Source organism: Streptomyces sp. NPDC056987 (assembly GCF_042673865.1).
Taxonomy (GTDB): Bacteria; Actinomycetota; Actinomycetes; order Streptomycetales; family Streptomycetaceae; genus Streptomyces.
The window spans coordinates 24,501-47,945 of record NZ_JBHURV010000044.1; the positions used below are offsets into that span (position 1 = coordinate 24,501).

A 23,445-nucleotide genomic window follows, 5' to 3' on the forward strand; every position below is an offset into this window, starting at 1 on the left:
CGTATGGCCTGTTCTGTTGGTGACTCTACCTTTACGTCGCTTTACTTTTGTGTTTTTGTTTACATGTGTGTGGTGAGTGGGGCGCCCCCCGGGGGGTGGCCCCACCCCTGTCGCGCCGTCAGCAGTACTGCGACTCCTTGCCGATGGACCGGTACATGCAGTCCGCGTTCTCCAGGAGCTGGAGCACCGCGTCGCGGTTCCTGCTCGTCTCCCGGGTGATCACCTCGTCGGGCGGGTAGAAGCCGCCGCCCGAACTCGACGACGGATACATCTCGAAGGTGTACGCGAAGATCTTCTGCGCACCCCACAGCCAGTCGTCGATCGAGCCGTCCGTGATGTACAGATCGCTGGACTGCTCCGGGGTGTAGCCGTTGCTCGCGGCCATCTTCCGCCCCACCGTGGCGAACGCGTTGCGGTCGTCCGCGGTCATCCCGGTCGTGGTGTCCGCGGTGGTGTAGCCGAAGGGCCACAGCACCAGTTCGCTGTAGGTGTGGAAGTCGATCGCGGCCTTGATCTGCTGGCTGCCGCCGACGACCCGGCTCCGTACGAAGTCCGCCACGACCTTCACCTCGGGCGCGGACTCGGCGGCGGCGCCCCGGTAGGTCTCGGACGAGGCGCTGCCGGAGGAACCGCCGCAGCAGCCCCAGCGGTAGGCCCAGTTGCGGTTGAGGTCGGTACCGACCGCGCTGGACGAGGAGTTGGGCTGACGGTTCTTGCGCCAGCTCCGGTACGAGCCGGTGGCGATGTCGTACTCCCCGCCGTCCGGGTTGAGGTCCGGGACGATCCAGATCTCGCGGTTGTTCACGATGTCGGTGACGCGCGAGTCGGTGCCGTACCCGGAGGTCAGGTTCTTCAGCAGGTACAGCGCCATCTCGACGGTGAGGTGTTCGCGCGCGTGCTGGTGGTGGGTGAACAGGACCTCGGGCTCGTTCTCGTCGGTGGCGACATTGTCGCTGATCTTGATGGCGACGATGTCGCGGCCCTGGTACGAGGTGCCGATGACGCGCCGGCTCACGATGCCGGGGTTCGCCGCGATGACGGAGCTGATCTCGCTCGTCATCTCGGCGTAGTTGTGGTAGTTCGAGTCGGCCGAGGGGAAGTCGAAGGGCACGGCCTCGGCCCCGGCGGAACGGTCGGGCACGGCGCCCAGCGGCGTGGGGTCGTACCCCAGCGCGCGCAGCTTCCGCAGTTCGGCGGCGCGGGCGGAGACGACCACGGTCTCGCTGTCCGACTCGTCGATGGTCACACCGGTCCTGGCGAGCGCCGTGCGCGTCGCGGAGGTGGAGTGCGTCCGGATCTCGTACTGCTGGAGGTCCTCGCCGGCGGCGGCCCGGGCCGCGGCGGCCGAGGGGGTGTCGTCGGCGCCGCTGGCCGTGGCACTGGCGCCGAGGGCGAGGGCCAGCGCGAGGGCGGTGAGGGTGACGGTCCGTCTGCGGCGGACGGCGCCGCTTCCGCGGATACGCAGTCGCATGGGGGCTCCTGGAGGTGGAGGTGTGGGGGAGCGGGAGCCGTGAGGCCCCTTGTGCCGTGCTGGTGGCACGCACGGGCGCGGCCCGTGTGCGGGTCATCCTGAATGCGTGACATGAACCGGTCAAGAGCGCGAATGAGGCAACCCCGCTACGGCGTCCTCCGGCGGGCGGGAGGGGGCCCGGCCGCGGCCCGCTCCCTCACCCGGCCCCGCTGTCAGTGCCCCCGTCTACGCTGACGGGCGTGATCGATTCTGACGATGTTCGCCGTATCGCGCTCTCCCTGCCGGAGACGGTGGAGAAGGAAGCCTGGTCCATGCCGACCTTCCGGGTCGCGGGAAAGATGTTCATCACGGTCCCGGACGACGAGACGTCGTTCGCGGTCCGCTGCCCCCGGCACGAGCGGGCGGAGCTGATCGCCGCCGAGCCGGAGAAGTTCTGGGTGCCGCCCCACGAGGCGGGCTCCGCGTGGGTCCGGGTGCGGCTGCGCGCCCTGGACGATCTCGACGAGCTGTACGACATCCTGGTGGACTCCTGGAAGCAGGCCGCGCCGCCGCGCCTGCTGGAGTCCTTCACCGGCCGGGAGCCCGGCCCGGGGGACGCGCCGGGAGGCGTCCCAGGACCCGGCCCGGGAGCCCCGGAAGGTCCCCGGGCCGGCTGACCCCGGCCAGATCCTCGGGCCGACCGGCCGCGGGCGGGCGGAGCCGGGCCGCGGGGCGCCCGCCCGGGGGTGTGGCGGCCGGCGGGCCGGAGTCCTGGCATGATCTGCGGCATGGCTGAACGCGTAATCGCCGCGTGTGACGGGGCGTCGAAAGGAAATCCCGGGCCCGCCGGCTGGGCCTGGGTCATCGCCGACGGCGAGGAGACCCCCGTCCGCTGGGAAGCGGGCCCGCTGGGCACGGCGACCAACAACGTCGCCGAACTCACCGCGCTGGAGCGGCTGCTGGCCGCCACCGACCCCGAGGTCGCGCTGGAGGTCCGGATGGACTCCCAGTACGCGATGAAGGCCGTCACGACCTGGCTGCCCGGCTGGAAGCGCAAGGGCTGGAAGACCGCCTCGGGCAAGCCGGTCGCCAATCAGGAGCTGGTCGCCCGGATCGACACCCTGCTCGGCGGCCGGTCCGTGGAGTTCCGCTACGTGCCCGCCCACCAGGTCGACGGTGACCGGCTCAACGACTTCGCCGACCGCGCCGCCAGCCAGGCCGCCCTCGCCCAGCGGGCCGCGGGCAGCGAGCACGGCTCACCGCAGCCGCCGCCCGCGCCCGACACCGTACGCGCCGGTGGGTCCCGTACGGGACCGGCGTCGAAGACCCGCGGAGAACGCGCGGCGAAGTCCGGGGCGAAATCCGGGGCGCGCAGGACCCTCAACGCCAAGTTCCCCGGCCGCTGCCGCTGCGGACGCTCCTACGCGGCGGGCGAGTCCATCGCCAAGAACCCGGACGGCTGGGGCCACCCGGCCTGCGCCACCACCCCCGCGACCTGAGCCGCCCAGCGGCCTGATCGGTCCGGTGGCCGCCCCGGAGCCGTCAGCCCGGCCGGTCCGCCAGCCGCTCCGTCACCCAGTGGTGGAAGGTGCCGATGTGGTGTTCCGACGGGACGAGCACACCGCCCTCCCGGTAGACCCGGGAGCTCATCCCCGGCTGGGTGCGCTCACACGCCTCGAAGTCCTGGGCGTTGACCCGGTGGAACAGCTCCACCGACTTGGCGAGGTCCGCGCCCCGGGCCACCACCTCGGGCGCGTACAGCCAGTCGCACTCCACCACCGTACGGTCCGCGGCCAGCGGGAACATCCGGTGCAGGATCACATGGTCGGGGACCAGATTGACGAAGACGGTCGGCTTCACGGTGATCGCGTAGTACCGCCGGTCCTGCTCGTCGGCGATCGACGGAAGCCGGCCCGGCCCCGCACTGCCGTCCACCGTGAAGCCCCGGGCCTCCGGCGCGAACTCCGCGCCGTGCCCCACGTAGTACTGGGCCGCGAAACCCTCCGCGAACTCCGGCAGGATCTCGGTGAGTTCGGGGTGGATCGTCGCGCAGTGGTAGCACTCCATGAAGTTCTCGACGATGAGTTTCCAGTTGGCCCGCACGTCGTAGGTGATGCGCCTGCCGAGCGCCAGCTCCTCGGTGCGGTAGCGCTCGATGGACGCGGCATCCCCCAGCCGCTCCACCGCCGCGCCGAGCACCGTGTCCTCGAAGGACGGCGGCTCCTCGGCCAGGCACAGCCACGCGTACCCGAGCCACTCCCGCAGATGGACGGGGCGCAGCCCGTACGCGACCCGGTCGACATCCGGCATCCTCACCAGGTTGGGCGCCGCGATCAGCCTCCCGTCCAGGTCGTAGGTCCAGGCGTGGTACGGACACTGGAGGTTGCGGCGCACCTCGCCCGACTCCTCCGTGCACAGCCGGGCCCCCCGGTGCCGGCACACATTGAGGAAGGCGCGCAGCTCACCCTTTCTGTTCCGGGTGACGAGCACCGACTCGCGCCCGATCCGTACGGTACGGAAGGCGCCGGGCCCCGCGAGATCGGCGCCGCGCACCGCGCAGAACCAGAGCGACTCGAAGATCCTCTCCTGCTCCAGGGCGAAGATCGCGGGGTCGGTGTAGCAGGGGCCCGGGAGCGTGGAGATCAGGCTCGGGGCCGTGCCGCTCCGCACGGACGGAGGCGTGGTCGTCATGGCGGTTCTGCCTCTCAGGTCGCCGCGGCGGAGAGCCGGCGCGGATCGAACAGCTCGATGGGGTGACCGGTGGTGCCGGTGAGCGCGAGATCGGCGAGGATCTCGCCGACCACGGGGACGAACTTGAAGCCGTGCCCGGAGAATCCGCAGGCCACGGTCACGGTCGCCGGATGGGCCGGATGCCGGGTGATGACGAAGTGCTCGTCGGGGGTGGTGGAGTACATGCATGTCGCGGCGTGCAGGAAGGTGCCCGGCAGGGCCGGGATGTGGCGGCGCATGTGCGCGGCCATCGCCTCGGCCTCCTCCTCGCGCACGGTCCGGTCGATGGTCTCCGGGGTGCACACCGTGCCCTTGCGGAAGAAGGCGACCTTGGCGCCGCCGCCGGGGCCGTCGATGGCGGGGAAGCCGTACACCTGCACACCGTCGGCGTCCTCCCAGATGTAGATGGGATGGTTCTCGGGGAGGAAGGGGGTGATCCCGCCCTCCGGCCGGAACCAGTACATGACCTGCCGCTCGATGGTGAACGGCACCCCCAGGTCGGCCAGCAGCGCCGGCGCCCACGCGCCGGGGCAGATCACCAACTGGCCCGCGGTGTACGCGTTCTCCGGTGTGTGCACCCGTACGCCCGCGCCGCCCGGCAGCTCCTCCCAGCGGGTCACCGGCTCCTCGAAACGCAGCTCCGCGCCTGCCTGGGTGGCCAGTTGGACATGGGCGGCGACGGTGTTCTCCGGGCGGACCAGCCCCGCGCGTGCCTCGAACAGGGCGACCTCGTCGTCGCGCGGAGTCAGGGTCGGGAAGCGCCGCCGGATCTCCTTCGCGTCGAGCATCTCGTGCGGCAGATCCCACTGCCGCGCCGAACGCAGCGACCCCGACACGGCGAGACTCCCGGGACGGCCCACCATCACACCGCCGCACAACGTCGCCACCCGGCGCCCGGTGTCCCGCTCCAGCCGCTCGTACAGCTCGTAACTGCGCAGCAGCAGCGGCACGTACGCCGGGTCCTCGAAGTAGGACTGCCGGGTGATCCGGGAACCGCCGTGGCTGGAGCCCCGGTTGTGGACCGGTCCGAACTTCTCCAGGCCCAGCACCCGGACGCCGCGCGCGGCGAGGTGGCAGGCGGCGGCCGAGCCCATACCGCCGAGCCCGAGAACGATCACGTCATACGTCGGTGCCATGGGTTCCTCCAGGGGGCGAGCGGGGGCGGGCCGGGGCCGTCGCAGCGGGTCAGCGGCGGATACGGGACATGCCCGGGTCGAAGAGCGGCTCCGCCGCCACCGTCGCGGGGATCTTCTCCCCGAAGTACTCGACGGACACCGCCGTCCCCGGCACCGCGTGGGCCGCGGGCAGCCAGGCGTACGCCACGGTCCGGCCGATCGAGTAGCCGTACCCGGCGCTGGTGACGTACCCGACCACCGTTCCGTCCACCTGCACCGGCTCCTTGCCGAGCACCACCGCCGCGGGATCGTCCAGTGTCAGACAGGCCAGGGCGCGTGTGCGGCTCTCCGGGGAGCGGCCCACCAGCGCCTCCCGGCCGGCGAAGTCGCCCTTGTCCATCCGCACGGCGAAGCCGAGGCCCGCCTCGTACGGGTCGTGTTCGGTGGTCATGTCCCGGCCCCAGGCGCGGTACCCCTTCTCCAGCCGCAGGCTGTCGAAGGCGCTGCGCCCGGCGGCGACGGCCCCCAGCTCCCGGCCCGCCTCCCACAGGGTGTCCCACAGTCGCAGCCCCGTGTCGGCGCCGGTGTACAGCTCCCACCCCAGCTCCCCGACATAGCTCAGCCGCATCGCGGTCACCGGTACGTCCCCGATCCAGGTCCGCCGGGCCCGGAAGTAGCCGAACGCCCCGTGCGAGAAGTCGTCGCGGGTCAGCGGCTGGACCAGCGCGCGGGCGAGCGGGCCCCAGACCCCGATGCAGCAGGTGCCGGAGGTGATGTCCCTGACCTGGACGCCGTCCGGCGCGTGCCGCAGCAGCAGGTCCAGGTCCTGCCCGCTGTTGGCACCGACCTGGAAGTGCCGTTCCCCGAGGCGGGCGACGGTCAGATCGCTGCGGATCCCGCCGGCCTCGTCCAGCAGCAGGGTGTACGTGACCGCGCCCGGCTTCTTCGCGAGCTGGTTGGTGGTCATGCGCTGGAGGAAGTCCAGGGCCCCGGCGCCGGTGACCTCCAGCCGCCGCAGCGGTGTCATGTCGTACAGGGCCACCCTCTCGCGGGTGGCGCGGGCCTCGGCCGCCGCGACGGGCGACCAGTACCTGGCCGACCAGGCGTCGCGGCCGGGCAGCTCCACCGAGGCGGCGAGCGGCGCGTTCGCCTCGTACCAGTGCGGCCGTTCCCACCCGCCGCTCTCCAGGAACACCGCCCCCAGCTCCTGCTGGCGGGCGTGGAAGGGCGAGACGCGCAGCGGCCGGGGCCGCTCGGCGGGCTGGAGCGGATGGACGATGTCGTACACCTCGGCGAACTGCCGCGCGCCGCGCTCGGCCACGTAACCGGGCGAGAGCTGGACCTCCTCGAAGCGGTGGAGATCGCACTCGTGGACGTCGACCGAGGGCCGCCCGTCCGTCAGCCACTCGGCGACGGCCTTCGCCACCCCGGCGGAGTGGGTCACCCACACGGCCTCGGCCAGCCAGAATCCGCGCAGCTCACGGGATTCGCCGAGGACCGGCATCCCGTCGGAGGTGAAGGAGAAGACCCCGTTGAAGCCCTCCTCGACACGGCTCGTGGCGAGCGCGGGCAGCAGCCGCGCCGCTTCCGCCCAGCCGCGGGCGAAGTCGTCCTCGGTGAAGGCGAGCGAGGACGGCATGACGTCGGCGTCGTCGTACGCGGGCAGCGTGAACGGGTCGACGGGCAGCGGCCGGTGGTCGTACGAGCCGATGCCGATGCGGTCGGTGTGTTCGCGGAAGTAGAGGTCGGCGTCCTGGAAACGCAGGATCGGCCGGTTCGTCTCCGTCCGCGGGTCGTCGGCACCGGCGAGCGCGGGCAGCGGCGCGGTCCGTACGTACTGGTGGGCGAGCGGCAGCAGGGGTACGGGCACCCCCGCCAGCGCGCCGATGACCGGCCCCCAGAAGCCCGCCGCCGAGACCACGACATCGGCGGGGAAGCTCCCCCGGTCGGTGACGACCCCGGTGACCCGGCCGTCCGCCCGGTCGATCCCGGTCACGGTGTGCCGCTCCAGGAAGCGGGCACCGCGCCGCTCGGCCCGGCGGGTCTGTGCCCGGCAGGCGAGCACGGCGCGGACCAGCCCGTCGCCGGGGGTGTGGAACCCGCCGAGCAGCTGACCGGGATCGAGCAGTGGCCACAGCTCGGCACACCGCTCCGGGGTGATCAGTTCACCGGCCACGCCCCAGGAGGCGGCATAACCGGCCTTGCGGTGCAGATCGGCCCACCGCTCGGGTGTCGTGGCCACCTCCACCCCGCCCACCCGGTGGAAACAGGGCAGCCCGTCGACGTCGAGACCGGCGAACTTCTCGGCGGTGTACCGGGCGAACTCGGTCATGGTCTTCGAGGGGTTGGCCCGGAACACCAGACCGGGGGCGTGCGAGGTGGAGCCGCCGGGGGCGGGCAGCGGCCCCTGCTCCAGTACGGTGACGTCGCGCCAGCCGCGGGCGGTGAGCTCGTCGGCGAGGGAGCAGCCGACGATGCCGGCCCCGATGATGACGACACGCGCTGCGGGGTCGAGCGTGCGGGACATACCCCTCCTCGGATCGGTGCGGTCAGGGGTGTGCGAGGTACGGAGTGCGGACGCGAGGTCTGCGGTGCGGTGCGGTGCGCGAGGTTTGCGGTGCGGTGTGATGTGCGATGCGAGGTGCGCGGCGTGCGGTGCGGTTCGCGGTGCGGTGTGAGGTTCGCGGTGCGGTGCGCGGCGGCGGTGCGGTGTGCGGCGGGGACAGGGCGGGGCTGTGGCCGGACAGCGGGGACCGGCCACACCGCCCCGCCCTTGTTGCGTGCTGCGGTGCGCGTTGCGCTATGTGAGACATCCTGGGAACGGCGGCAGGGGGTGTCAAGGGCACCCGGTTAACGACAGGTAAAGGCCCCCGGGGAAGCGCTGCTCACCGGTCCCCGCGTGGCGGCAAGAAAAATCTGATCCGCCGTCAGCCGGCGTCCCGGGCGCTGTGCCCCAAGCGGCCGGACAGTTCCTGGGCCGCCTCCACCACCTTCTTGACCGCCTCCGGCAGCGCGTCACCGGTCATGCGGTACGCCGGCCCGGAGACCCCGATCGCGCCGATGACCGAGCCGTCGTGCGCCCTGACCTCGGCCCCGACGGCGTTCAGCCCGCTCTCCAGCTCCTCCGTCGTGCAGGCGTACCCCTGCTCGGCCACGACCGCCAACTCGGCCCGCAGGACCGCCCGGTCGGTGATCGTCCGCTCGGTGAAGCGCTCGGGCGGGTCCGCGAGCAGCGCCTCGCGCCGCTCCTTCGGGAGATGGGCCATCAGGACCTTGCCGGTGGCCGTCGCGTGCAGGGCGAAGCGCCGCCCCAGCCAGTTGTGCGCGGTGACGGCGGCGGGGCCGCGCGCCTGCATGATGTTGACCGCCGCGTCGCTGTCCAGGATCGCGATGTTGGCCGTCTCGCCGGTCTCCTCCGCCAGCGTCCTGATCACCCCGACGCCCTCCTGGGAGATGTCCAGGCGCAGCGCCGCCGCGCCGGCCAGACGGAGCACGCCGGCGCCGAGGTAGTACTTCCCGCGGTCCTTCTCCTGGCCGACCAGCCCCCGGCTCTCCAACACCCCGAGCAGCCGGAACGCGGTCGACTTGTGGACGCCCAACTCGTCGGCGATGTCGGTGACTCCGGCCTCGCCCTGCTGGGCGAGGATCTCCAGCACGCTCACCGCCCGGTCGACCGACTGGACGGAGCCCGAAGGGCCCCGCTTTCCCTCGTTCGTCTCTTCAGTTGTGTCCGCCACGTTTCCGATCCCATCCACCGGCGTTCCGTTCCGGCCGTCGTTTCTGGAAGCCCTTGACGGCCGGGCGTTCGGCCAGGATTCTGTTGCGCATCGCGCCTCGCGATGCGTCATGTACAACCGTACGATATTGATTCGCGTGAGGGGGGCCTGTGATTCCTGTCTGCCGCCTTGAGGATCTGCCGGAGGGCGAAGCCATCCGCATCGACACAGAACCACCCATCGCCGTGTTCCACGCCGAGGGTGAGTTCTACGCGATCGATGACACCTGTACCCACCAGGATGCCTCGCTTTCCGAGGGCTGGGTCGAGAACTGCCAGGTCGAATGCCCGCTGCACGCCGCCTCGTTCGATCTGCGCACGGGCGCGCCGAGCTGCCCGCCCGCGCGCAGGCCCGTCCGGACCCACGGCGTCGAGATCCTCGACGGTGTGATCCATGTACGGGTGGCCACACCGATCCCCGCCGTGGCCGTGGCCGTGGCCGGTGTCGCGGTACCGGTGGCCCTGGCGGCACCGGTGGCCGTGGCGGCCGAGGTGGCCGTGCCGGTGGCCGTCGCCGCCGAAGGCGGCGCCGTATGAGGTCGGTCGCCGTGGTCGGCGGCTCGCTGGCCGCGGTGCACGCCGTACGGGCGCTGCGCGACCAGGGGTTCGACGGGCGCGTCACCGTGATCGGCGAGGAGCCCCACCGCCCCTACGACCGCCCGCCGCTCTCCAAGCGGTTCCTCACCGCCGCGGCCGAGCCCGCCCCCGAGGCCCTGCTCGAACCCGACGACGAGGCGCTCGATGTGGAGTGGCTGCTCGGCGCGCGCGCCACACACCTCGACCCGGGGGCGCGGGAGATCACCCTGGCCGGTGGGCGCCGGCTCCGCGCCGACGGCTTCGTCCTCGCCACGGGCGCCGCCGCGCGGGCCCTCCCCGGCACCACGCCCCGGCCGCCGGGCGTCCACACCCTGCGCACCCTCGACGACGCCGTGGCGCTGCGGGCCGATCTGCACGCGGGGCCCCGCCGGGTGGTCGTGATCGGCGCGGGCTTCATCGGCGCCGAAGTCGCCTCCTCCTGCCGGGAACTGGGCCACGACGTCACTGTGGTCGAAGCCGCCGCCTGGCCGCTGCTGCCTCAGCTCGGCACGGAGATGGCGGCGGCGCTCGCCGCGCTGCACGCTCTGCGGGGCACACAACTCCTGTGCGGCGCCGGGGTGGTGGCGCTGCGCGGCCGTACCCGGGTGGAGTCGGTGGAGCTGGCCGACGGGCGCACACTCCCGGCCGAGGTGGTCGTCGTCGGCATCGGTGTCACCCCGCGCACCGACTGGCTGGCCGGCTCCGGGCTCGGTGTGGACGACGGTGTGCTCTGCGACGCGGGGTGTGTGACCGCCGCGCCGCACATCGTCGCCGTCGGCGATGTCGCCCGGGTCCACCGGCCCGAACTGGGCGTACCCGTACGGGCGGAACACTGGACCAGCGCGGTCGAACAGCCGGCGGTGGCGGTCCGCAACCTCCTCGCGGGGCGCACCGTCGACACGTACACGGGGCGGCCCTACTTCTGGTCCGACCAGTACGGTGTGCGCGTACAGTTCGCCGGCGACCGCGCGCCGGCCGACACCGTACGCGTCGTCGAGGGCGAGACGGCGCTCGGCGACTTCCTCGCCGTGTACGAACGCGACGGCAGAACCACGGCGGTCCTCTCCGCGAACCGGCCGCGCCCCTTCACCAGGCTGCGCCGCCAACTCGCCCGAGCCTAGGGCCTGTCGTGTGCGGCGGGTGTCCGTGGCCCTACAGCAGCTCCTCGCCCCGCCGTTCGTCGATCCCGGCCATCAACGCCTGGTGGCTGAGCCGGACATGCTCGCGCATCACCCGCTCGGCGCCGTCGCCGTCCTTGGCGACGATGAGGCCGAGCACCCGGTGGTGCTCGCTGTCCGACGCGTTCAGCCTCCCGGGCCGCGACAGCGAGGTGCGTACCAGGCGCGCGTACGCCAACTGGTTCATCAGGGTGCGGTAGTGGGCCTCCAGCTTGCCGTTGTCGGCCCCGCTGACGATCAGGTCGTGGAACTCGTGGACGAGTGAGGCGTAACGGTCGGTGTCGCCGTCCCGGACGGCGTCGTCGGCCGCGCGCATGTTCGCCTCCAGCGTGGCCAGTTCCGGTACGTTCCCGCGGAAGGCCAGCAGCCGGGCGGCGGCGCCCTCCAGCAGCTCCTTCATCTGGAACAGCTCGGTCAGCTCCCGCCGGGACGGCACCGCGACAAAGGTGCCCACCCGGGGCCGCACCTCGACCAGTCCCTCGATCTGAAGCTGCTTGAGGGCCTCACGGATCGGGGTGCGGCTCACACCGAAGGTCTCCGAGAGGGCCATCTCGGAGAGGCTGGAACGCGGCGCCAGCTCACCCGTGATGATCATCTGGCGCAGTTCCTCGGCCACCTTGGCCTGCATGCTCGTCTGCTGGAGACGCTTCGCTGTGGGTTCTTGCATGGTACGTGACAGTAGGGCCGGGGTCGTCCGCCGTCAAATGCGGCGGACCGTGGGACTTCCTGCCATGCAAGAGCGAGGATTCGTGTCAGGACTTGAGAATGAACGGATCACCCGCCGGCTCCTCACTCGTGTTGATCCACACGCTCTTCAGCCGTGTGTACTCCCGGATGACCTCCGTGCCGTGCTCGGTACCCACACCGCTGTTCTTGAACCCGGCCCGCGGCGACATCGGCGACATGGAGCGGTAGGTGTTGACCCACACCGTCCCCGCCTCCAGCCGTGACGCCATCCGGTGGCTCCGGTTCAGGTCGCGGGTCCACACACCGGCCGCCAGCCCGTACGGCGAGTCGTTGGCGATCGCCACGGCCTCGTCCTCCGAGCCGAACGGCATGACGGTGGCGACCGGTCCGAAGATCTCCTCCTGGCAGATCCGCATCGCGTTGTCCGTACCCGTGAAGACGGTCGGTGTGTAGAACCAGCCACTGAGCCCCGTCTCCGGCCGGGCGCCGCCGCAGGCCACCTTCCCGCCCTCGGCGCGCCCCAGCTCCACGTACGACTCGACCTTCGCGAGCTGGTCCGCGAGGGCGAGCGGACCCAGCTCGGTGGTGTCCTCCAGCGGGTCGCCGATCCTGATCGTCGCGGCCCGCGCGGTCACCCGCTCCAGGACCTCGTCGTACACGTCCCGGTGTACCAGCACCCGGCTGCCCGCCACACAGGTCTGCCCCGCGGCGGCGAAGACCCCGGCGATCACCCCCATGGCGGCCGACCCCAGATCGGAGTCGGGGAAGATGATGTTCGGCGATTTCCCGCCCAGTTCCAGCGTGCAGCGGACGAACCGGTCCGCGCAGGTCCTGGCGATCCGGCGGCCGGTCTCGGTGGAGCCGGTGAAGGTCACCTTCGCCACGTCGGGGTGGGCGGTGAGCGGGGCGCCCGCCGAGGCGCCGTGACCGGTCACCACATTGACCACGCCGGGCGGGAAACCGGCCCGCTCGAAGAGGGGCACGAGGGTCAGCAGCGAGGCCGAGGTGTGCTCGGACGGCTTGACGACCACGGTGTTCCCGGCGGCCAGCGCCGGCGCGAGCTTGGTCGCGGTCAGCAGGAGCGGCGAGTTCCAGGGGGTGATGGCGCCGACCACACCGACCGGCTCGCGCAGTGTGTAGTTGAGCAGTTCCCGGCTCGCGCCCGGGATCACCTCCCCGTGGATCTTGTCGGCGAGGCCCGCGTAGTAGTGGAAGTACTCGGGCAGTCCGGCGAGCTGGGCCCGCATCTCGCGCAGCAGCTTGCCGTTGTCGAGTGTTTCCGTACGGGCCAGCTCCTCGGCGTGCTCACCGATCAGATCCCCGAGCACGCGCAGCAGCCGGCCGCGTCGGGTCTGGCTCAGATCGCGCCAGGCCGGGTTCTCGAAGGCCGCGCGGGCGGCGGCGACCGCCCGGTCGACATCGGCGGCCGTGCCGTCGGCGGCCTCGTACCAGGGCTGCCCGGTGGTGGGGTTGAGGCTCTCGAAGTACCCGCCCTCGGCGGGTTCGGTCCACTCGCCGCCGATGTAGTGCCGGTGGCGGGGGAGTCGGGGCGTGTCGTTCATCAGCGAGAACACTCCTGTCCGGTGGACGGGGTCGTCGACGGCGGGGTGGATCCGGTCCGCGCGAGCGCCGCGCGTCCGGTGTGCGCGAGGATCGCCGAGGCGAGCGTGTCCGGACGCTCCAGCGGCAGCAGATGCCGGGTGTCCGGTACGACGATGCCCCGGCCGCCGGGGATCCGCGCGGCCAGCCGCCGGGTCATCTCGGGCGTGGAGCCGGGATCGTCGCCGCCGGTGATGGCCAGGGTGGGTGCGCCGACCCCGGGGAGCAGCGGCCACAGCTCGGCGTCGCCGGTCGCGAAGATGTCGTAACAGGCCAGGTAGGAGGCGTGGTCGGTGGAGAGCAGGGTGTCCAGCACCGCCCGCGCCGTCTCCGGCTCGCGCGCCCGCCACCGCGGGGTGAACCAGCGGTCGACCGCGGCCCGCGCCGACGCCCCGAAGTCCTCGGCGGCCCGCCGCCGGCGCTCCGCCACCGCGGACCGCTCCGCCGCGGAGCGGTCCGCGACCGAGCTGACCAGGGTGAGGGAGGCGACCAGCTCCGGCCGGTCCACCGCCAGCCGCTGCGCCACCAGGGCGCCCAGGGAGAACCCCACGAGATGCGCGCCGCCCGCCAGCAGGGCGGCCACGTCGTCCGCCAGGGCGGTCAGGGTGGTGCCGTCCCCGGCGGGCGGCGAGGCCCCGTGCCCGCGCAGATCGGCCAGGACGACCCGGTGCGCGGCGGCGAGCCGCGGCAGACACCGGTCCCACATGCGCCGGTCCAGACCGACCCCGTGCAGCAGGACGAGCCGGGTCCCCGCTCCGTGCGTCTCGTGGGCGAGCCGGACGCTCACCGCTCGGTCGACAGCGGGGCCAGCCGGGCCTGCGGCCGTCCCTGCGCCGCCGCCGCGAGGCCGATGACGATCTCGTCCGCGCGCGGTCCGTCCGGCACCCGTACCTCGATGCTCTGGTGGTGCGAACGGATGGTGGCGTCCGTGATGTGCTTGAGCGGGATGTCGAAGACGGTGCCCGCCGCGGCCCGCTTCTCCACCGCGGGGAGCAGCGTGGTGGCGTTGGCCGCCGTGCGGAAGAAGTCGCCGAACTTCAGGGTGTGGATCAGCCCGGAGCCGTGCTCGACCTCCCCGTCGAGCCCCACGATCGCGGCCTTCCCGTACGCCTCGACCGGCGCGCCCAGCGCCTCGGTCACCCGCGGCGCCAGCAGCGCCCCTAGCTCGGGCGCCGCCGTGTCGATCCCGGGCAGCAGGTCCTCGACGAAGCCCTGCCCGGCCCACGGGTTCTCGATCACGGCGAGCACCACCGCCGTACGGGCCGGCGGGTCCACGGGGCGCCCGCCCTCGGTGTGGATGTCCTCGGTGAAGGTGATGATCTTCCGGATGTTCATGTCTCGGGTCCTTCTGTCGTTCGGGTACGCGCGGTCGTCGCACAGGGGGAGGAGGTGAGGTCAGCCGCTCCGGGCGGGCGGCGCCGTCTCCAGATCGGCCAGCCGGACCAGGGGGTCGGATCTCCGGTCGCCGATCCGGGCGTTGGGCCGCGGCCCGGACGCCCCCGCCGCCACGACGACGATCTCGTCGGGGCGCGGCGCGTCCGGCACCCGGATGTGCGCGGTCTGGTAGTGCGACCTGGTGGCCGCCGCGGTCTTGTGCCACAGCGGTACGGTCAGCGGCTCACCGGCCGGCAGCCGGTCGTCGCTGAAGACGATGATCGAGGTGCCCTCGACCAGTTCCCGCAGGACATTGCCGAAGAACGGCGTATGGATCAGCGCGCCGCCGTGCTCGATCTCCCCGTCGAGCCCGACGACCGCCGCCTTGCCGAAGGACTCGACGCGGTCCACACCGCCGAGCGCCCGGGTCACCCGGCCGGTCAGCAGCCGCGCCAGCCCCGGGGCGATCCGCTCGACCTCCGGCTGGAGATCGGCGACCACCCCGCGTCCGGCCCACGGGTTGCGGATCACGGCCGCCGCCGCGACCCGGCGCACCGGCACCGCGACCGGCCGGCCCAGTTCCAGCAGCACCTCGTCGACGACCGTCACCACCTTGCGTACCCCTGGCACCACGGGCACCGCCGACGGCTCAGACACCGGAGCCGCCGGCGCCGTCCGAGGCCCCTGGGCCGTCGGAGCCGTCCGCGCCCGCGAAGCGCGGCATGACCTTCTCCGCGAACAGCTCCAGGCTGCGCATCGCCTTGCGGTGCTCCAGACCCGGGTGCGTGGTCCAGAGCAGGAGGTGTTCGAGGCCCACCTCGTCGCGCAGCTCGGCGATCTTCTCGGCGACGTACTCGGGCGTGCCGACCAGCAGATTGCGGGGATGGAGGAAGTCGAAGGACAGCTCGTGCGCGTCGGTCAGCTCCTCGCCCGCCTCCATCAGGTTGGCGAGTCCGCGCCAGTGCATGATCCACCGGTACGTGGTCATCAGCGCCTCCTCGAAGTCGGCGCGGGCCTGTTCCATGGTGTCGGCGACATAGACGTCCCGCACCAGGCCGATGCCCTCGCCGAGCGCGTACGGCCGGCCGGAGGCGGCGCTCGCCGTGGACCGGTACAGCTCGAAGCGCTCCTTGAGCGCGGAGACCGGAGGCAGCCAGAACATGCCCTGGACGCCGTCGGCCGCCGCGGCCCGGATGGAGCGGGGGCTGTCGATCACCTGCCAGAGCGGCGGATGGGGCCGTTGCAGCGGGGCCGGTGTGACCTGCATCTTCGTGATCACCCCGTCCTCCGTGTAGGCGGAGGTGGCGGGGGAGAGCGGGTGGTTCCACCGCACACCGGGGGCGGGGAACTCGTAGAACTGCCCCTGGTGCGAGAAGAACTCGCCGCTCCAGGCCTTGCGCAGCACCTCCACGGTCTCGTCGTACAGCGCCCGGTTGCGCTCCTGGTCGCGCGGGTCGGCCGCCGCGTTCAGGTTGAGCGCCTCCCGGCCGTAGAGCCCGCGGCCCAGCCCCACCTCGACACGCCCTCCGGAGAGCTGGTCGAGCAGGGCGACGTCCTCGGCGAGCCGCAGCGGGTGCCAGAACGTGGCGATGTTCGCCGCCTGGCCGATCCGGATCCGCTCGGTGCGGGCGGCGATGTCGGCGCCCATGAGGACCGGGTTCGGGGTGATCTCGATCGCTTCGTGCCCGAAGTGGTGCTCGGTGTACCAGGTGGACCAGAATCCGGCCGCTTCCGCGGCGACCGCGAACTCCCTTGCCTCGTCCATGACCTGGGCGTACTCCCCGAGCCGTCCCGGCGCCCCGAGGTTGTGGAATATCGAGAATCGCATCCGATGTCCTTCCAGCTCGCGCTGTGCCATGGCAGCGAGGCTAGGAGTCCGGTTTCACTCCGTCAAGAGCTGACGGCCGGGCAGTGACGATGACCTGTGTATTTGACCTCTCAACAGAGCCGGACCAGGGGATTTATGCAGAGGTGTTGACACCGGCTGACGCTCTCCTTAGCGTCCTCTGCCATGCAAGAGCCGCACTCAGGGAGCTGTCGATGACGAAGACCCTTGACCGCACCGTCCGTATCCGCTCCGCCTGGCGGGCCGCCTGGGACCATGGCCGGTTCGAGGCGCTCGACGGACTGCTCAGCCCGCGCTACGTACGGCGCCGGGGCCCCGCCGCCACCGCGCAGGACCGCGACACCTTCAAGGACTCCATCCGCGCCGTCCGCCTCGCCTTCCCCGACCTGCGCACCGAGATCGAGGAGATCGTCGAGGACGGCGACCGGATCGCCGTCCGCTGGCGCAGCACCGGCCACCACACCGCGCCGTTCCTCGGCGTACCGCCCACCGGACGGCCGGTGGAGGTGGCGGGCGCGACGTTCAGCCGCTTCGACGGCCCGGAGGTGGCCGAGGAGTGGGTGACGTGGGATCCGCGCCAGCTCCTCGAAGTCCTCGGGGTCATCACCACCACCAAGGAAGCCGCGGTCGACGCCGACCTCGTCCGCGGGGTGCACCGCAAGTTCATCACCGGTGTGACCGTGGTGACCACCGACGACGACGGCACGCCCAAGGGCCTGGCCGTGAACGCGTTCTCCAGCATCTCCCTCGACCCGCCGATGGTCCTGGTCTGCGTACAGAACAGCTCCAGCACCCACCCGGCGCTGCACCGCGCGAGCCACCTCGGCATCAGCATCCTCGCCGCCGACCAACTCGACGTCGCCAGGACCTTCGCCTCCAAGGCGGAGGACAAGTTCGCCGGGCTGGCCTGGACCCCCGGTCCCCACGGGGCTCCGCTGATCGGCGGCTCCTGCGCCCAGTTGGAGGTGGAGATCGGCGAACGCCTCCAGGCCGGCAGCCACACCGTCTTCACCGGCCGGGTCGTCTCCGCCCGCCACGACGACCTGGCCCCGCTGGTCTACAGCGGGGGCGGATTCTTCGACATCTCGCAGACGGCGCCCCTGCCGTGGTGAGCCACCGGACCCGCCGCCCGCCCCTCACCCCACCCCCCGCACCTCCGCTCATGCCTCCCCCTGTTCCCAGGAGCACGCCATGACGCACGACGCCCCGCCACCGGTGTACGGGAGCGCGGTCACGAAGGTGGAGCCCTTCGGGGTCGACCACATCCCCGACAGCGAGCGCCACGGGAAGCCCAGCTCCCAGTTCTTCGTCTGGTTCGCCGCCGGACTCAACTTCCCCATCATCCTGCTGGGGTTCAGCGCGGCCTGGTTCGGACTGAGCTTCGGCGCCGCGGTCACCGCGATCGTCGCCGGCGCCGGCCTGGGCTCGGTGCTGATGGCCGTCATGTCCCGGATGGGGGTACGGCTCGGCGTGCCGCAGCAGATCCAGGCCCGGGGCCCCCTCGGCTTCTACGGCAACTTCCTTCCCGTGGCGTACATCAACGTCTTCGCCGGCATCGGCTGGGCCGCGGTCACCGTGATCCTCGGCGGGAAGGCGCTCGCCGAACTCACTCATCTGCCGTTCTGGCTCTGCGCACTGATCCTGACCACCGTCGAGCTGATCGTGGCCATCTTCGGCTACAACATGATCAATTACCTTCAGCGGGTGCTCACTTACGTGCTCACCCCGCTCTTCGTGATGATCACCGTGGTGGCCGTGGTGCGCGGCGGCGGCACCTTCGGGGCCGACCCGGGTGCCGACGGATACGTCGGCGCCACCGGCGGCTGGGTCACCTTCGGCGGCTGGTTCCTGTCGTTCCTCGTCGCGTGGGTGCCGTTCGCCTCGGACTACTCGCGCTATCTCCCCGACACGGACCACGTGGTGCGCCGTACGGCCTGGTACACCGGCCTCGGCAACTTCGTCACCATTTGCTGGCTGGGCATCCTGGGCGTCCTGGTGGGTTCCAGCGCCACGAGCACGGACTCCATCACGGCGCTCCACCAGCTCGCGGGCCCCTTCGCCGTCCCCGCGTTGATCGCCATCGCGCTCTCCGCGCTCGCCCAGAACTTCCTCAACGTCTACGGCGGCGCCATCTCCGTCCAGACGCTCAAGGTGCCGGTCAGCCGGACCCAGGCGGTGACCATCATCTGCGCCCTGGCGTACGGGATCAGCCTGTGGGGCGAGACGGGCACGGAGGAGAAGTTCAAGGTCTTCCTCAACCTGACCGCGAACTTCATCGCGCCCTTCGCGGCTGTGGTCCTGCTGGACTACGTGCTCGGCGGCCGGGCCGACCCGGCGAGGATCGCCGAACTCTACGACCGGAACCGGATCCTTGACTGGGGCATCGTGGTCTGGGTGGCCGGGGTGCTGGCCTCGGTGCCGTTCTGGCAGTCCAGCGCCTACACCGGCCCGTTCGCGGCGGCGTACCCCGGCGCGGGCGACCTGAGCATGTTCGTCGCGGCCGGCACCGCCGTCGTTCTCTATCTGCTGACCCACCGGCTGAAACCGTTGTGGACGCGTACCCCCGGCACCGGTTCGCCGCCGGACGCGCACGCCGCGGAGCGGGAGACGGCGGCCACCGGCCCGACGGGCTGACGTCGCCTTCCGGAAGGAGGTGCGCCCGGAGCCGGACACGGGCGCACCTGGTGCCGGACCCCCGCTCCCGTTACGGTCCTGGAATGCCGGACTTCGACCCAGGGTCTCCCGCCTTCCTCACCGACCCGTACCCCGCCTACGCCGAACTGCGGGCCCGCGGCCGGGTGCACTACTACGAGCCGAGCGACCAGTGGCTCGTGCCGCACCACGCGGATGTCTCGGCGCTGCTGCGCGACCGCCGCCTCGGCCGCTCGTACGGACACCGCTTCACCCACGAGGAGTTCGGCAGGACCCCGCCGCCGGCCGGGCACGAACCGTTCCACGAGCTGAACGACCAGGGGATGCTGGAGCTGGAGCCCCCGGACCACACCCGGATCCGGCGGCTGGTGTCGAAGGCGTTCACCCCGCGCACCGTCGAGCGGCTCGCCCCGTACGTACGACAGCTCGCCCGTAGCCTGGTGGCGCGGCTCGTGGAGCGCGGCGGCGGCGATCTGCTGACCGCCGTCGCGGAGCCGCTGCCGGTCGCGGTCATCGCGGAGATGCTGGGCGTGCCCGAGGCGGACCGCCCGCTGCTGCGGCCGTGGTCGGCGGCGATCTGCGGGATGTACGAGCTGAATCCGCCGGAGGAGACGGCCCGCCGCGCGGTCACCGCCTCCGTGGAGTTCTCCGCGTACCTGCGGGAACTGATCGCGGCGCGCCGGGAGAAGCCCGGCGACGACCTCGTCTCGGGTCTCATCGCCGCCCATGACGACGGCGAGAAACTGACGGAGGCCGAGATGGTCGCGACCTGCGCGCTGCTGCTGAACGCCGGACACGAGGCGACGGTGAACGCCACGGTCAACGGCTGGCACGCACTCTTCCGCAACCCCGGTCAGCTCGCGGCGCTCCGCGCGGACCGGGCCCTGCTGCCCACGGCGGTGGAGGAGTTGATGCGCTACGACACCCCGCTCCAGCTCTTCGAGCGGTGGGTGCTCGACGAGATCGAGATCGGCGGGACGAGGGTGCCGCGCGGCGCCGAGGTCGCGCTGCTCTTCGGCTCGGCCAACCACGACCCGGCCGTCTTCGCGGCCCCGGAGAGCCTGGACCTCTCCCGCCGCGAGAACCCGCACATCTCCTTCAGCGCGGGCATTCACTACTGCATCGGCGCCCCGCTGGCCCGTATCGAACTGGCGGCCTCGCTCTCCGCGCTGCTGGACCTGGCCCCCGGCCTGCGCCCGGCGGGGGAGCCGGTGCGCAAGCCGAACTTCGTGATCCGGGGGCTGGAAGGACTGCCGGTCCAGGTGTGACGGAACGGGGCCGGCGGGGCGCCCGGCGGGCGCTTACCCGACGACTCGACGACGCGACTACTCGACGACGAGCTCGACCGGGATGTTGCCCCGCGTCGCCTTGGAGTAGGGGCAGACCTCGTGGGCCTGCTTGACCAGGAGTTCACCGGTCTCGCCCGCGAGCGACTCGGGCAGCTCGACCCGCAGCGTGACGGAGAGGCCGAAGCTGGTCTCGTCCTTGCCGATGCCGACCTCGGCGGTCACCGACACATCGCTCGTGTCGACCTTCGCCTTGCTGCCGACCAGCCCCAGCGCGCTGGCGAAGCAGGCGGCGTATCCGGCGGCGAAGAGCTGCTCGGGGTTGGTGCCCTCGCCGGAGCCTCCCAGCGCCGGCGGCATGGCCAGCGGCAGGTCCAGCCGGCCGTCGGAGCTGACCGCACGTCCCTCCCGGCCGTTGGCGGTCGCCACAGCGGTGTACAGCGCGTCCATCGAAACCATCCCTCTCGTCGTCGGCGGCCCGGTGTGCCGCCGTCAGCATCAGAGTACACAATTAAGTTGTGCACAACATAATAGTCCGGCCGGGCTATCCTGGATCCATGACCGCGACGCCGACGCCGACCACCGCCGTGCCCGAAGGGGACTTCCTCCGTCTGGACCGGCAGATCTGCTTCTCCCTGAACGCCGCCTCGCGCGCCTTCGGCGGCGTCTACCGCGTGCTGCTCAAGGACCTCGGGCTCACCTACCCGCAGTACCTGGTCATGCTCGTGCTGTGGGAGCACGGCACGCTGCCGGTCAAGGAGGTGGGCGCGCATCTGCGGCTCGACTCCGGCACGCTGTCCCCCCTGCTGAAGCGGATGGAGGGCGCGGGGCTCGTCCGGCGCGAGCGCGACGCGCGCGACGAACGCTCGGTGCGGGTGCATCTCACCGAGCGGGGGGCGGCCCTGCGGGAGCGCGCGCTGAGTGTGCCGCGCAGGATCGCGGCGGCCACCGGGTTCGGCCTCGACGAGATCGACGACCTGCGGTCCCGGCTGGACCGGCTCACCCGCGCGCTGGACGCGGTGGATCTCGACGACGGCCCGCGCCACGATCCGGGGCTCTGAATCCGGATTCTGCACGGCCGGGCTGTGTGCCCCGCCGTGTGCGGGTACGGCGCTACGTGTCCCGGCCGTGCGGGTACGGCGCTACGCGTCCCGCTCGTCGTGTACGCGGGCCGGTGCCGGGAGCACCGCGCGGGCGGCCAGCTCCAGCCAGCCTTCCTCGATCCGGGCGCGTGAGAACCCCCGCTGTACGTGGAGGTGGTGGAGCAGCGCCGTGTCCAGGTAGTTGAGGAGCGCGTGGGCGAGCATCTCGATGTCGCCGCTCGCCCCCGCCTGGCGCAGCAGCTCCATCACGTGCGTCAGCCGGACCGTCAGGGCGGGGACCAGATGGCGCCGCTCGGTGCTGAGTTCGGCGGCGAGGAAGAGGTCCAGGTGGTCCAGGTTGAGGCGGATGGTGGCCGTGCCGAACGCGGCCAGCCGCTCGGCCGCCGGGGCGCCGGGGCCGAGCGGCGGAGGCCCGTTCAGGAACCTCCGCTGGTACTCCCGCTCGGCGTGGTCCACCAGTGCCAGCATGAGCCCCGCGCGGTCCCCGAAGCGGCGGAACAGCGTGCCTTTGCCCACCTGGGCGGCCGAGGCCACCGCCTCCATGGTCACGTTCCGCGCGCCGAGCTCGCGCACCAGCGTCGCGGCGGCGTCGAGCAGCCGGACGCGGTTCTGCGCGGCGTCCGAGCGTTCACGGGCGGGCTGGCCCAGAACAGGCAGATCGCGCAGGCCTGTTGAGCGGTTCTCCGGAGGGGCGCTGTCCGCGTTCATGAGTCTCACCTTAACCGGCTCCGGCGAAAGTGGACCCTGGTCCGCTTGGGGTGTTTAATGAAGGAAACGAAGCGGACCGTGGTCCACTTCGATCTCCCCCACTCTGCTCAGGAGCCCGTCATGTCTGTACGTGTCCTCGCCCTCGTCGGCAGCCTGCGTGCCGGTTCGCACAACCGCCAGCTCGCCGAGGCGGCCGTCAAGCTCGCCCCCGAGGGTGTCGAGGTCGTCCTCTACGAAGGTCTCGCGGACGTCCCCTTCTACAACGAGGACATCGACGTCGAGGGCGCCGTCCCCGCCGGTGCCGCCGCCCTGCGTGACGCCGCCGGACAGGCGGACGCCTTCCTGCTGTTCTCGCCGGAGTACAACGGCACCATCCCCGCCGTGCTGAAGAACGCCATCGACTGGCTGTCCCGCCCCTTCGGCGCGGGCGCGCTGACCGGCAGGCCGGCCGCCGTCGTCGGCACCGCCTACGGCCAGTTCGGCGGCGTCTGGGCCCAGGACGAGGCCCGCAAGGCCCTCGGTATCGCGGGCGGCGCGGTCCTGGCCGACGCGAAGCTCTCCATCCCCGGCTCCGTGGTCCGCTTCGCGGAACTGCACCCGCAGGACGACGCCGAGGTCACCGAGCAGCTCCCCGCGATCCTCGCCCAGCTCGCCGCCGCCACCCCCGTGGCCGCCTGACCGGGCATCGGCATCGGCATCTGGCATCCCGCGCCGCCGGCGCCTCCTCCGTCACCCGCACCGCCCCGCACCGGACCACCGGCGCGGGGCGGTGTCGTATCCCCTCCAGCCGTATCCCTCCAGGGGGCGAATCCCCTCCGAGAGGCGAAGCGGAGTTCACCCGGACCGGTCGCCGCCCCGCTCCAGCACCCGCTTCAGCCGCGTGAGATCGGCGGACACCGTCTCCGCGTCGCGCCGGAACTCTTCGTCACTCATCCCCGGCGCCCGGCGCAGCGTGAAGACCACCTCGCACCCGGTGCCGTCGGCGATCACCCGAAACGGATTGTGGACGATCTCGCCCGAGGGCAGCGTGACATCGTGATCGAGCACGCCGAACTCGTTCGGGGGCGCGAACGCGACCACGACCCGCCCCATGGGCGACGATTCCGCGATCCACTGCCCGTCGAACCTCTCGATCGAGTCCCCCAGCCCCCGCGCCCACTCGGGCAGATGGGCGGGGTCCGAGGCGTAGTCGTACACCTCCTTGGCGGGACGGTCGATACGCGTGCCGATGTGCCGCGACTCCGCGGCGAAGCTCTCCATGGCCGTGACGGTACCGAGCCTCCGGCGCCGTGGTCTTGAACGAATCGGTCACCTCCGTTCGAAGGGTCGAACAATCAGTGGGTTAACATATGAGCGCCGCCTAGCT

At 71.9% G+C, this 23,445-nt stretch carries 22 protein-coding genes and 1 pseudogene; 9 read left to right on the plus strand and 14 right to left on the minus strand.

Features of this window, described 5'->3' with window-relative positions; all coding sequences use genetic code 11:
* Positions 1-118: 118 nt before the first annotated feature.
* Entirely contained in the window at positions 119-1,471 is a 1,353-nt protein-coding gene (locus ACFTZC_RS35075; RefSeq protein ID WP_382896886.1) for a M14 family metallopeptidase, read from the minus strand.
* A 239-nt stretch (positions 1,472-1,710) separates the two neighbouring features.
* On the opposite strand from ACFTZC_RS35075, the gene ACFTZC_RS35080 reads away from it, so the two are divergent.
* The gene (locus ACFTZC_RS35080) at positions 1,711-2,127 is read left to right on the plus strand and encodes an MmcQ/YjbR family DNA-binding protein (RefSeq protein ID WP_382896888.1); all 417 of its coding nucleotides are present in this window, start codon (positions 1,711-1,713) and stop codon (positions 2,125-2,127) included.
* 99 nt (positions 2,128-2,226) lie between these two features.
* Positions 2,227-2,949, plus strand: coding sequence for a ribonuclease H (locus ACFTZC_RS35085; protein ID WP_382896891.1), 723 nt, complete (start codon positions 2,227-2,229; stop codon positions 2,947-2,949).
* 43 nt (positions 2,950-2,992) lie between these two features.
* Here the strand turns inward: ACFTZC_RS35085 and ACFTZC_RS35090 are convergent, their stop codons facing one another.
* The 4 genes from ACFTZC_RS35090 to ACFTZC_RS35105 all read right to left on the minus strand — a co-directional run bounded on the left by ACFTZC_RS35090 (position 2,993) and on the right by ACFTZC_RS35105 (position 9,032).
* Positions 2,993-4,141, minus strand: a complete 1,149-nt coding sequence (locus tag ACFTZC_RS35090) for an aromatic ring-hydroxylating dioxygenase subunit alpha (protein WP_382896894.1) — start codon at positions 4,139-4,141, stop codon at positions 2,993-2,995.
* A 14-nt stretch (positions 4,142-4,155) separates the two neighbouring features.
* Positions 4,156-5,316 carry an N-methyl-L-tryptophan oxidase gene (solA, locus tag ACFTZC_RS35095; protein ID WP_382896895.1) on the minus strand — a complete coding sequence of 387 codons (1,161 nt, stop codon included), beginning with the start codon at positions 5,314-5,316 and terminating at the stop codon, positions 4,156-4,158.
* Between the two features lie 49 nt (positions 5,317-5,365).
* Entirely contained in the window at positions 5,366-7,822 is a 2,457-nt protein-coding gene (locus tag ACFTZC_RS35100) for an FAD-dependent oxidoreductase (protein ID WP_382896898.1), read from the minus strand.
* Positions 7,823-8,222: 400 nt separating this feature from the next.
* Entirely contained in the window at positions 8,223-9,032 is an 810-nt protein-coding gene (locus tag ACFTZC_RS35105; RefSeq protein WP_382896900.1) for an IclR family transcriptional regulator, read from the minus strand.
* A gap of 149 nt (positions 9,033-9,181) precedes the next feature.
* Between ACFTZC_RS35105 and ACFTZC_RS35110 the strand changes: the two are divergent.
* Together ACFTZC_RS35110 and ACFTZC_RS35115 are read left to right on the plus strand one after the other, a co-directional pair.
* A pseudogene (locus ACFTZC_RS35110) lies at positions 9,182-9,475 on the plus strand (bifunctional 3-phenylpropionate/cinnamic acid dioxygenase ferredoxin subunit); the annotation flags it as partial.
* Between the two features lie 128 nt (positions 9,476-9,603).
* Complete coding sequence (locus tag ACFTZC_RS35115) at positions 9,604-10,767, plus strand: NAD(P)/FAD-dependent oxidoreductase (protein ID WP_382896903.1); 1,164 nt, start codon at positions 9,604-9,606, stop codon at positions 10,765-10,767.
* 31 nt (positions 10,768-10,798) lie between these two features.
* On the opposite strand, the gene ACFTZC_RS35120 is transcribed toward ACFTZC_RS35115, so the two are convergent.
* From ACFTZC_RS35120 to ACFTZC_RS35145, 6 genes are all read right to left on the minus strand, one after another.
* Positions 10,799-11,491 (minus strand): GntR family transcriptional regulator, encoded by a 693-nt coding sequence (locus tag ACFTZC_RS35120; protein WP_382896906.1) that lies wholly within the window; start codon positions 11,489-11,491, stop codon positions 10,799-10,801.
* Between the two features lie 85 nt (positions 11,492-11,576).
* Positions 11,577-13,073 (minus strand): aldehyde dehydrogenase, encoded by a 1,497-nt coding sequence (locus ACFTZC_RS35125; RefSeq protein WP_382896908.1) that lies wholly within the window; start codon positions 13,071-13,073, stop codon positions 11,577-11,579.
* Positions 13,073-13,897, minus strand: coding sequence for an alpha/beta fold hydrolase (locus tag ACFTZC_RS35130; RefSeq protein WP_382896910.1), 825 nt, complete (start codon positions 13,895-13,897; stop codon positions 13,073-13,075). Before ACFTZC_RS35130 ends, ACFTZC_RS35125 begins: the two co-directional genes overlap by 1 nt.
* Positions 13,894-14,445: an amino acid synthesis family protein gene (locus tag ACFTZC_RS35135; protein WP_382896913.1), complete on the minus strand. Its 552-nt coding sequence runs from the start codon at positions 14,443-14,445 to the stop codon at positions 13,894-13,896. The genes ACFTZC_RS35130 and ACFTZC_RS35135 overlap by 4 nt, the downstream gene beginning before the upstream one ends.
* A 60-nt stretch (positions 14,446-14,505) precedes the next feature.
* Complete coding sequence (locus tag ACFTZC_RS35140; protein ID WP_382896915.1) at positions 14,506-15,141, minus strand: amino acid synthesis family protein; 636 nt, start codon at positions 15,139-15,141, stop codon at positions 14,506-14,508.
* The gene (locus ACFTZC_RS35145; RefSeq protein ID WP_382896918.1) at positions 15,134-16,312 is read right to left on the minus strand and encodes an LLM class flavin-dependent oxidoreductase; all 1,179 of its coding nucleotides are present in this window, start codon (positions 16,310-16,312) and stop codon (positions 15,134-15,136) included. The genes ACFTZC_RS35140 and ACFTZC_RS35145 overlap by 8 nt, the downstream gene beginning before the upstream one ends.
* A gap of 212 nt (positions 16,313-16,524) precedes the next feature.
* On the opposite strand from ACFTZC_RS35145, the gene ACFTZC_RS35150 reads away from it, so the two are divergent.
* The 3 genes from ACFTZC_RS35150 (at position 16,525) to ACFTZC_RS35160 (ending at position 20,250) form a co-directional block, all read left to right on the plus strand.
* On the plus strand, positions 16,525-17,442 hold the full coding sequence (locus tag ACFTZC_RS35150) for a flavin reductase (protein ID WP_382896920.1): 918 nt from the start codon (positions 16,525-16,527) through the stop codon (positions 17,440-17,442).
* 79 nt (positions 17,443-17,521) lie between these two features.
* Complete coding sequence (locus tag ACFTZC_RS35155; RefSeq protein WP_382896923.1) at positions 17,522-18,964, plus strand: purine-cytosine permease family protein; 1,443 nt, start codon at positions 17,522-17,524, stop codon at positions 18,962-18,964.
* A gap of 83 nt (positions 18,965-19,047) precedes the next feature.
* Complete coding sequence (locus ACFTZC_RS35160; RefSeq protein WP_382896926.1) at positions 19,048-20,250, plus strand: cytochrome P450; 1,203 nt, start codon at positions 19,048-19,050, stop codon at positions 20,248-20,250.
* A 57-nt stretch (positions 20,251-20,307) separates the two neighbouring features.
* Here ACFTZC_RS35160 and ACFTZC_RS35165 read toward each other — a convergent pair whose 3' ends face one another.
* Positions 20,308-20,718 (minus strand): organic hydroperoxide resistance protein, encoded by a 411-nt coding sequence (locus tag ACFTZC_RS35165; protein ID WP_382896929.1) that lies wholly within the window; start codon positions 20,716-20,718, stop codon positions 20,308-20,310.
* Between the two features lie 107 nt (positions 20,719-20,825).
* Here ACFTZC_RS35165 and ACFTZC_RS35170 point away from each other — a divergent pair, with 107 nt between their 5' ends.
* Positions 20,826-21,329 carry a MarR family winged helix-turn-helix transcriptional regulator gene (locus ACFTZC_RS35170; protein WP_382896932.1) on the plus strand — a complete coding sequence of 168 codons (504 nt, stop codon included), beginning with the start codon at positions 20,826-20,828 and terminating at the stop codon, positions 21,327-21,329.
* An 81-nt stretch (positions 21,330-21,410) separates the two neighbouring features.
* Here ACFTZC_RS35170 and ACFTZC_RS35175 read toward each other — a convergent pair whose 3' ends face one another.
* Positions 21,411-22,079, minus strand: a complete 669-nt coding sequence (locus ACFTZC_RS35175) for a TetR/AcrR family transcriptional regulator (RefSeq protein WP_382896934.1) — start codon at positions 22,077-22,079, stop codon at positions 21,411-21,413.
* Positions 22,080-22,199: 120 nt separating this feature from the next.
* On the opposite strand from ACFTZC_RS35175, the gene ACFTZC_RS35180 reads away from it, so the two are divergent.
* Positions 22,200-22,757, plus strand: coding sequence for an NAD(P)H-dependent oxidoreductase (locus ACFTZC_RS35180; RefSeq protein WP_382896937.1), 558 nt, complete (start codon positions 22,200-22,202; stop codon positions 22,755-22,757).
* A 156-nt stretch (positions 22,758-22,913) separates the two neighbouring features.
* On the opposite strand, the gene ACFTZC_RS35185 is transcribed toward ACFTZC_RS35180, so the two are convergent.
* Entirely contained in the window at positions 22,914-23,339 is a 426-nt protein-coding gene (locus tag ACFTZC_RS35185; protein ID WP_382896939.1) for an SRPBCC family protein, read from the minus strand.
* Positions 23,340-23,445: the final 106 nt, after the last annotated feature.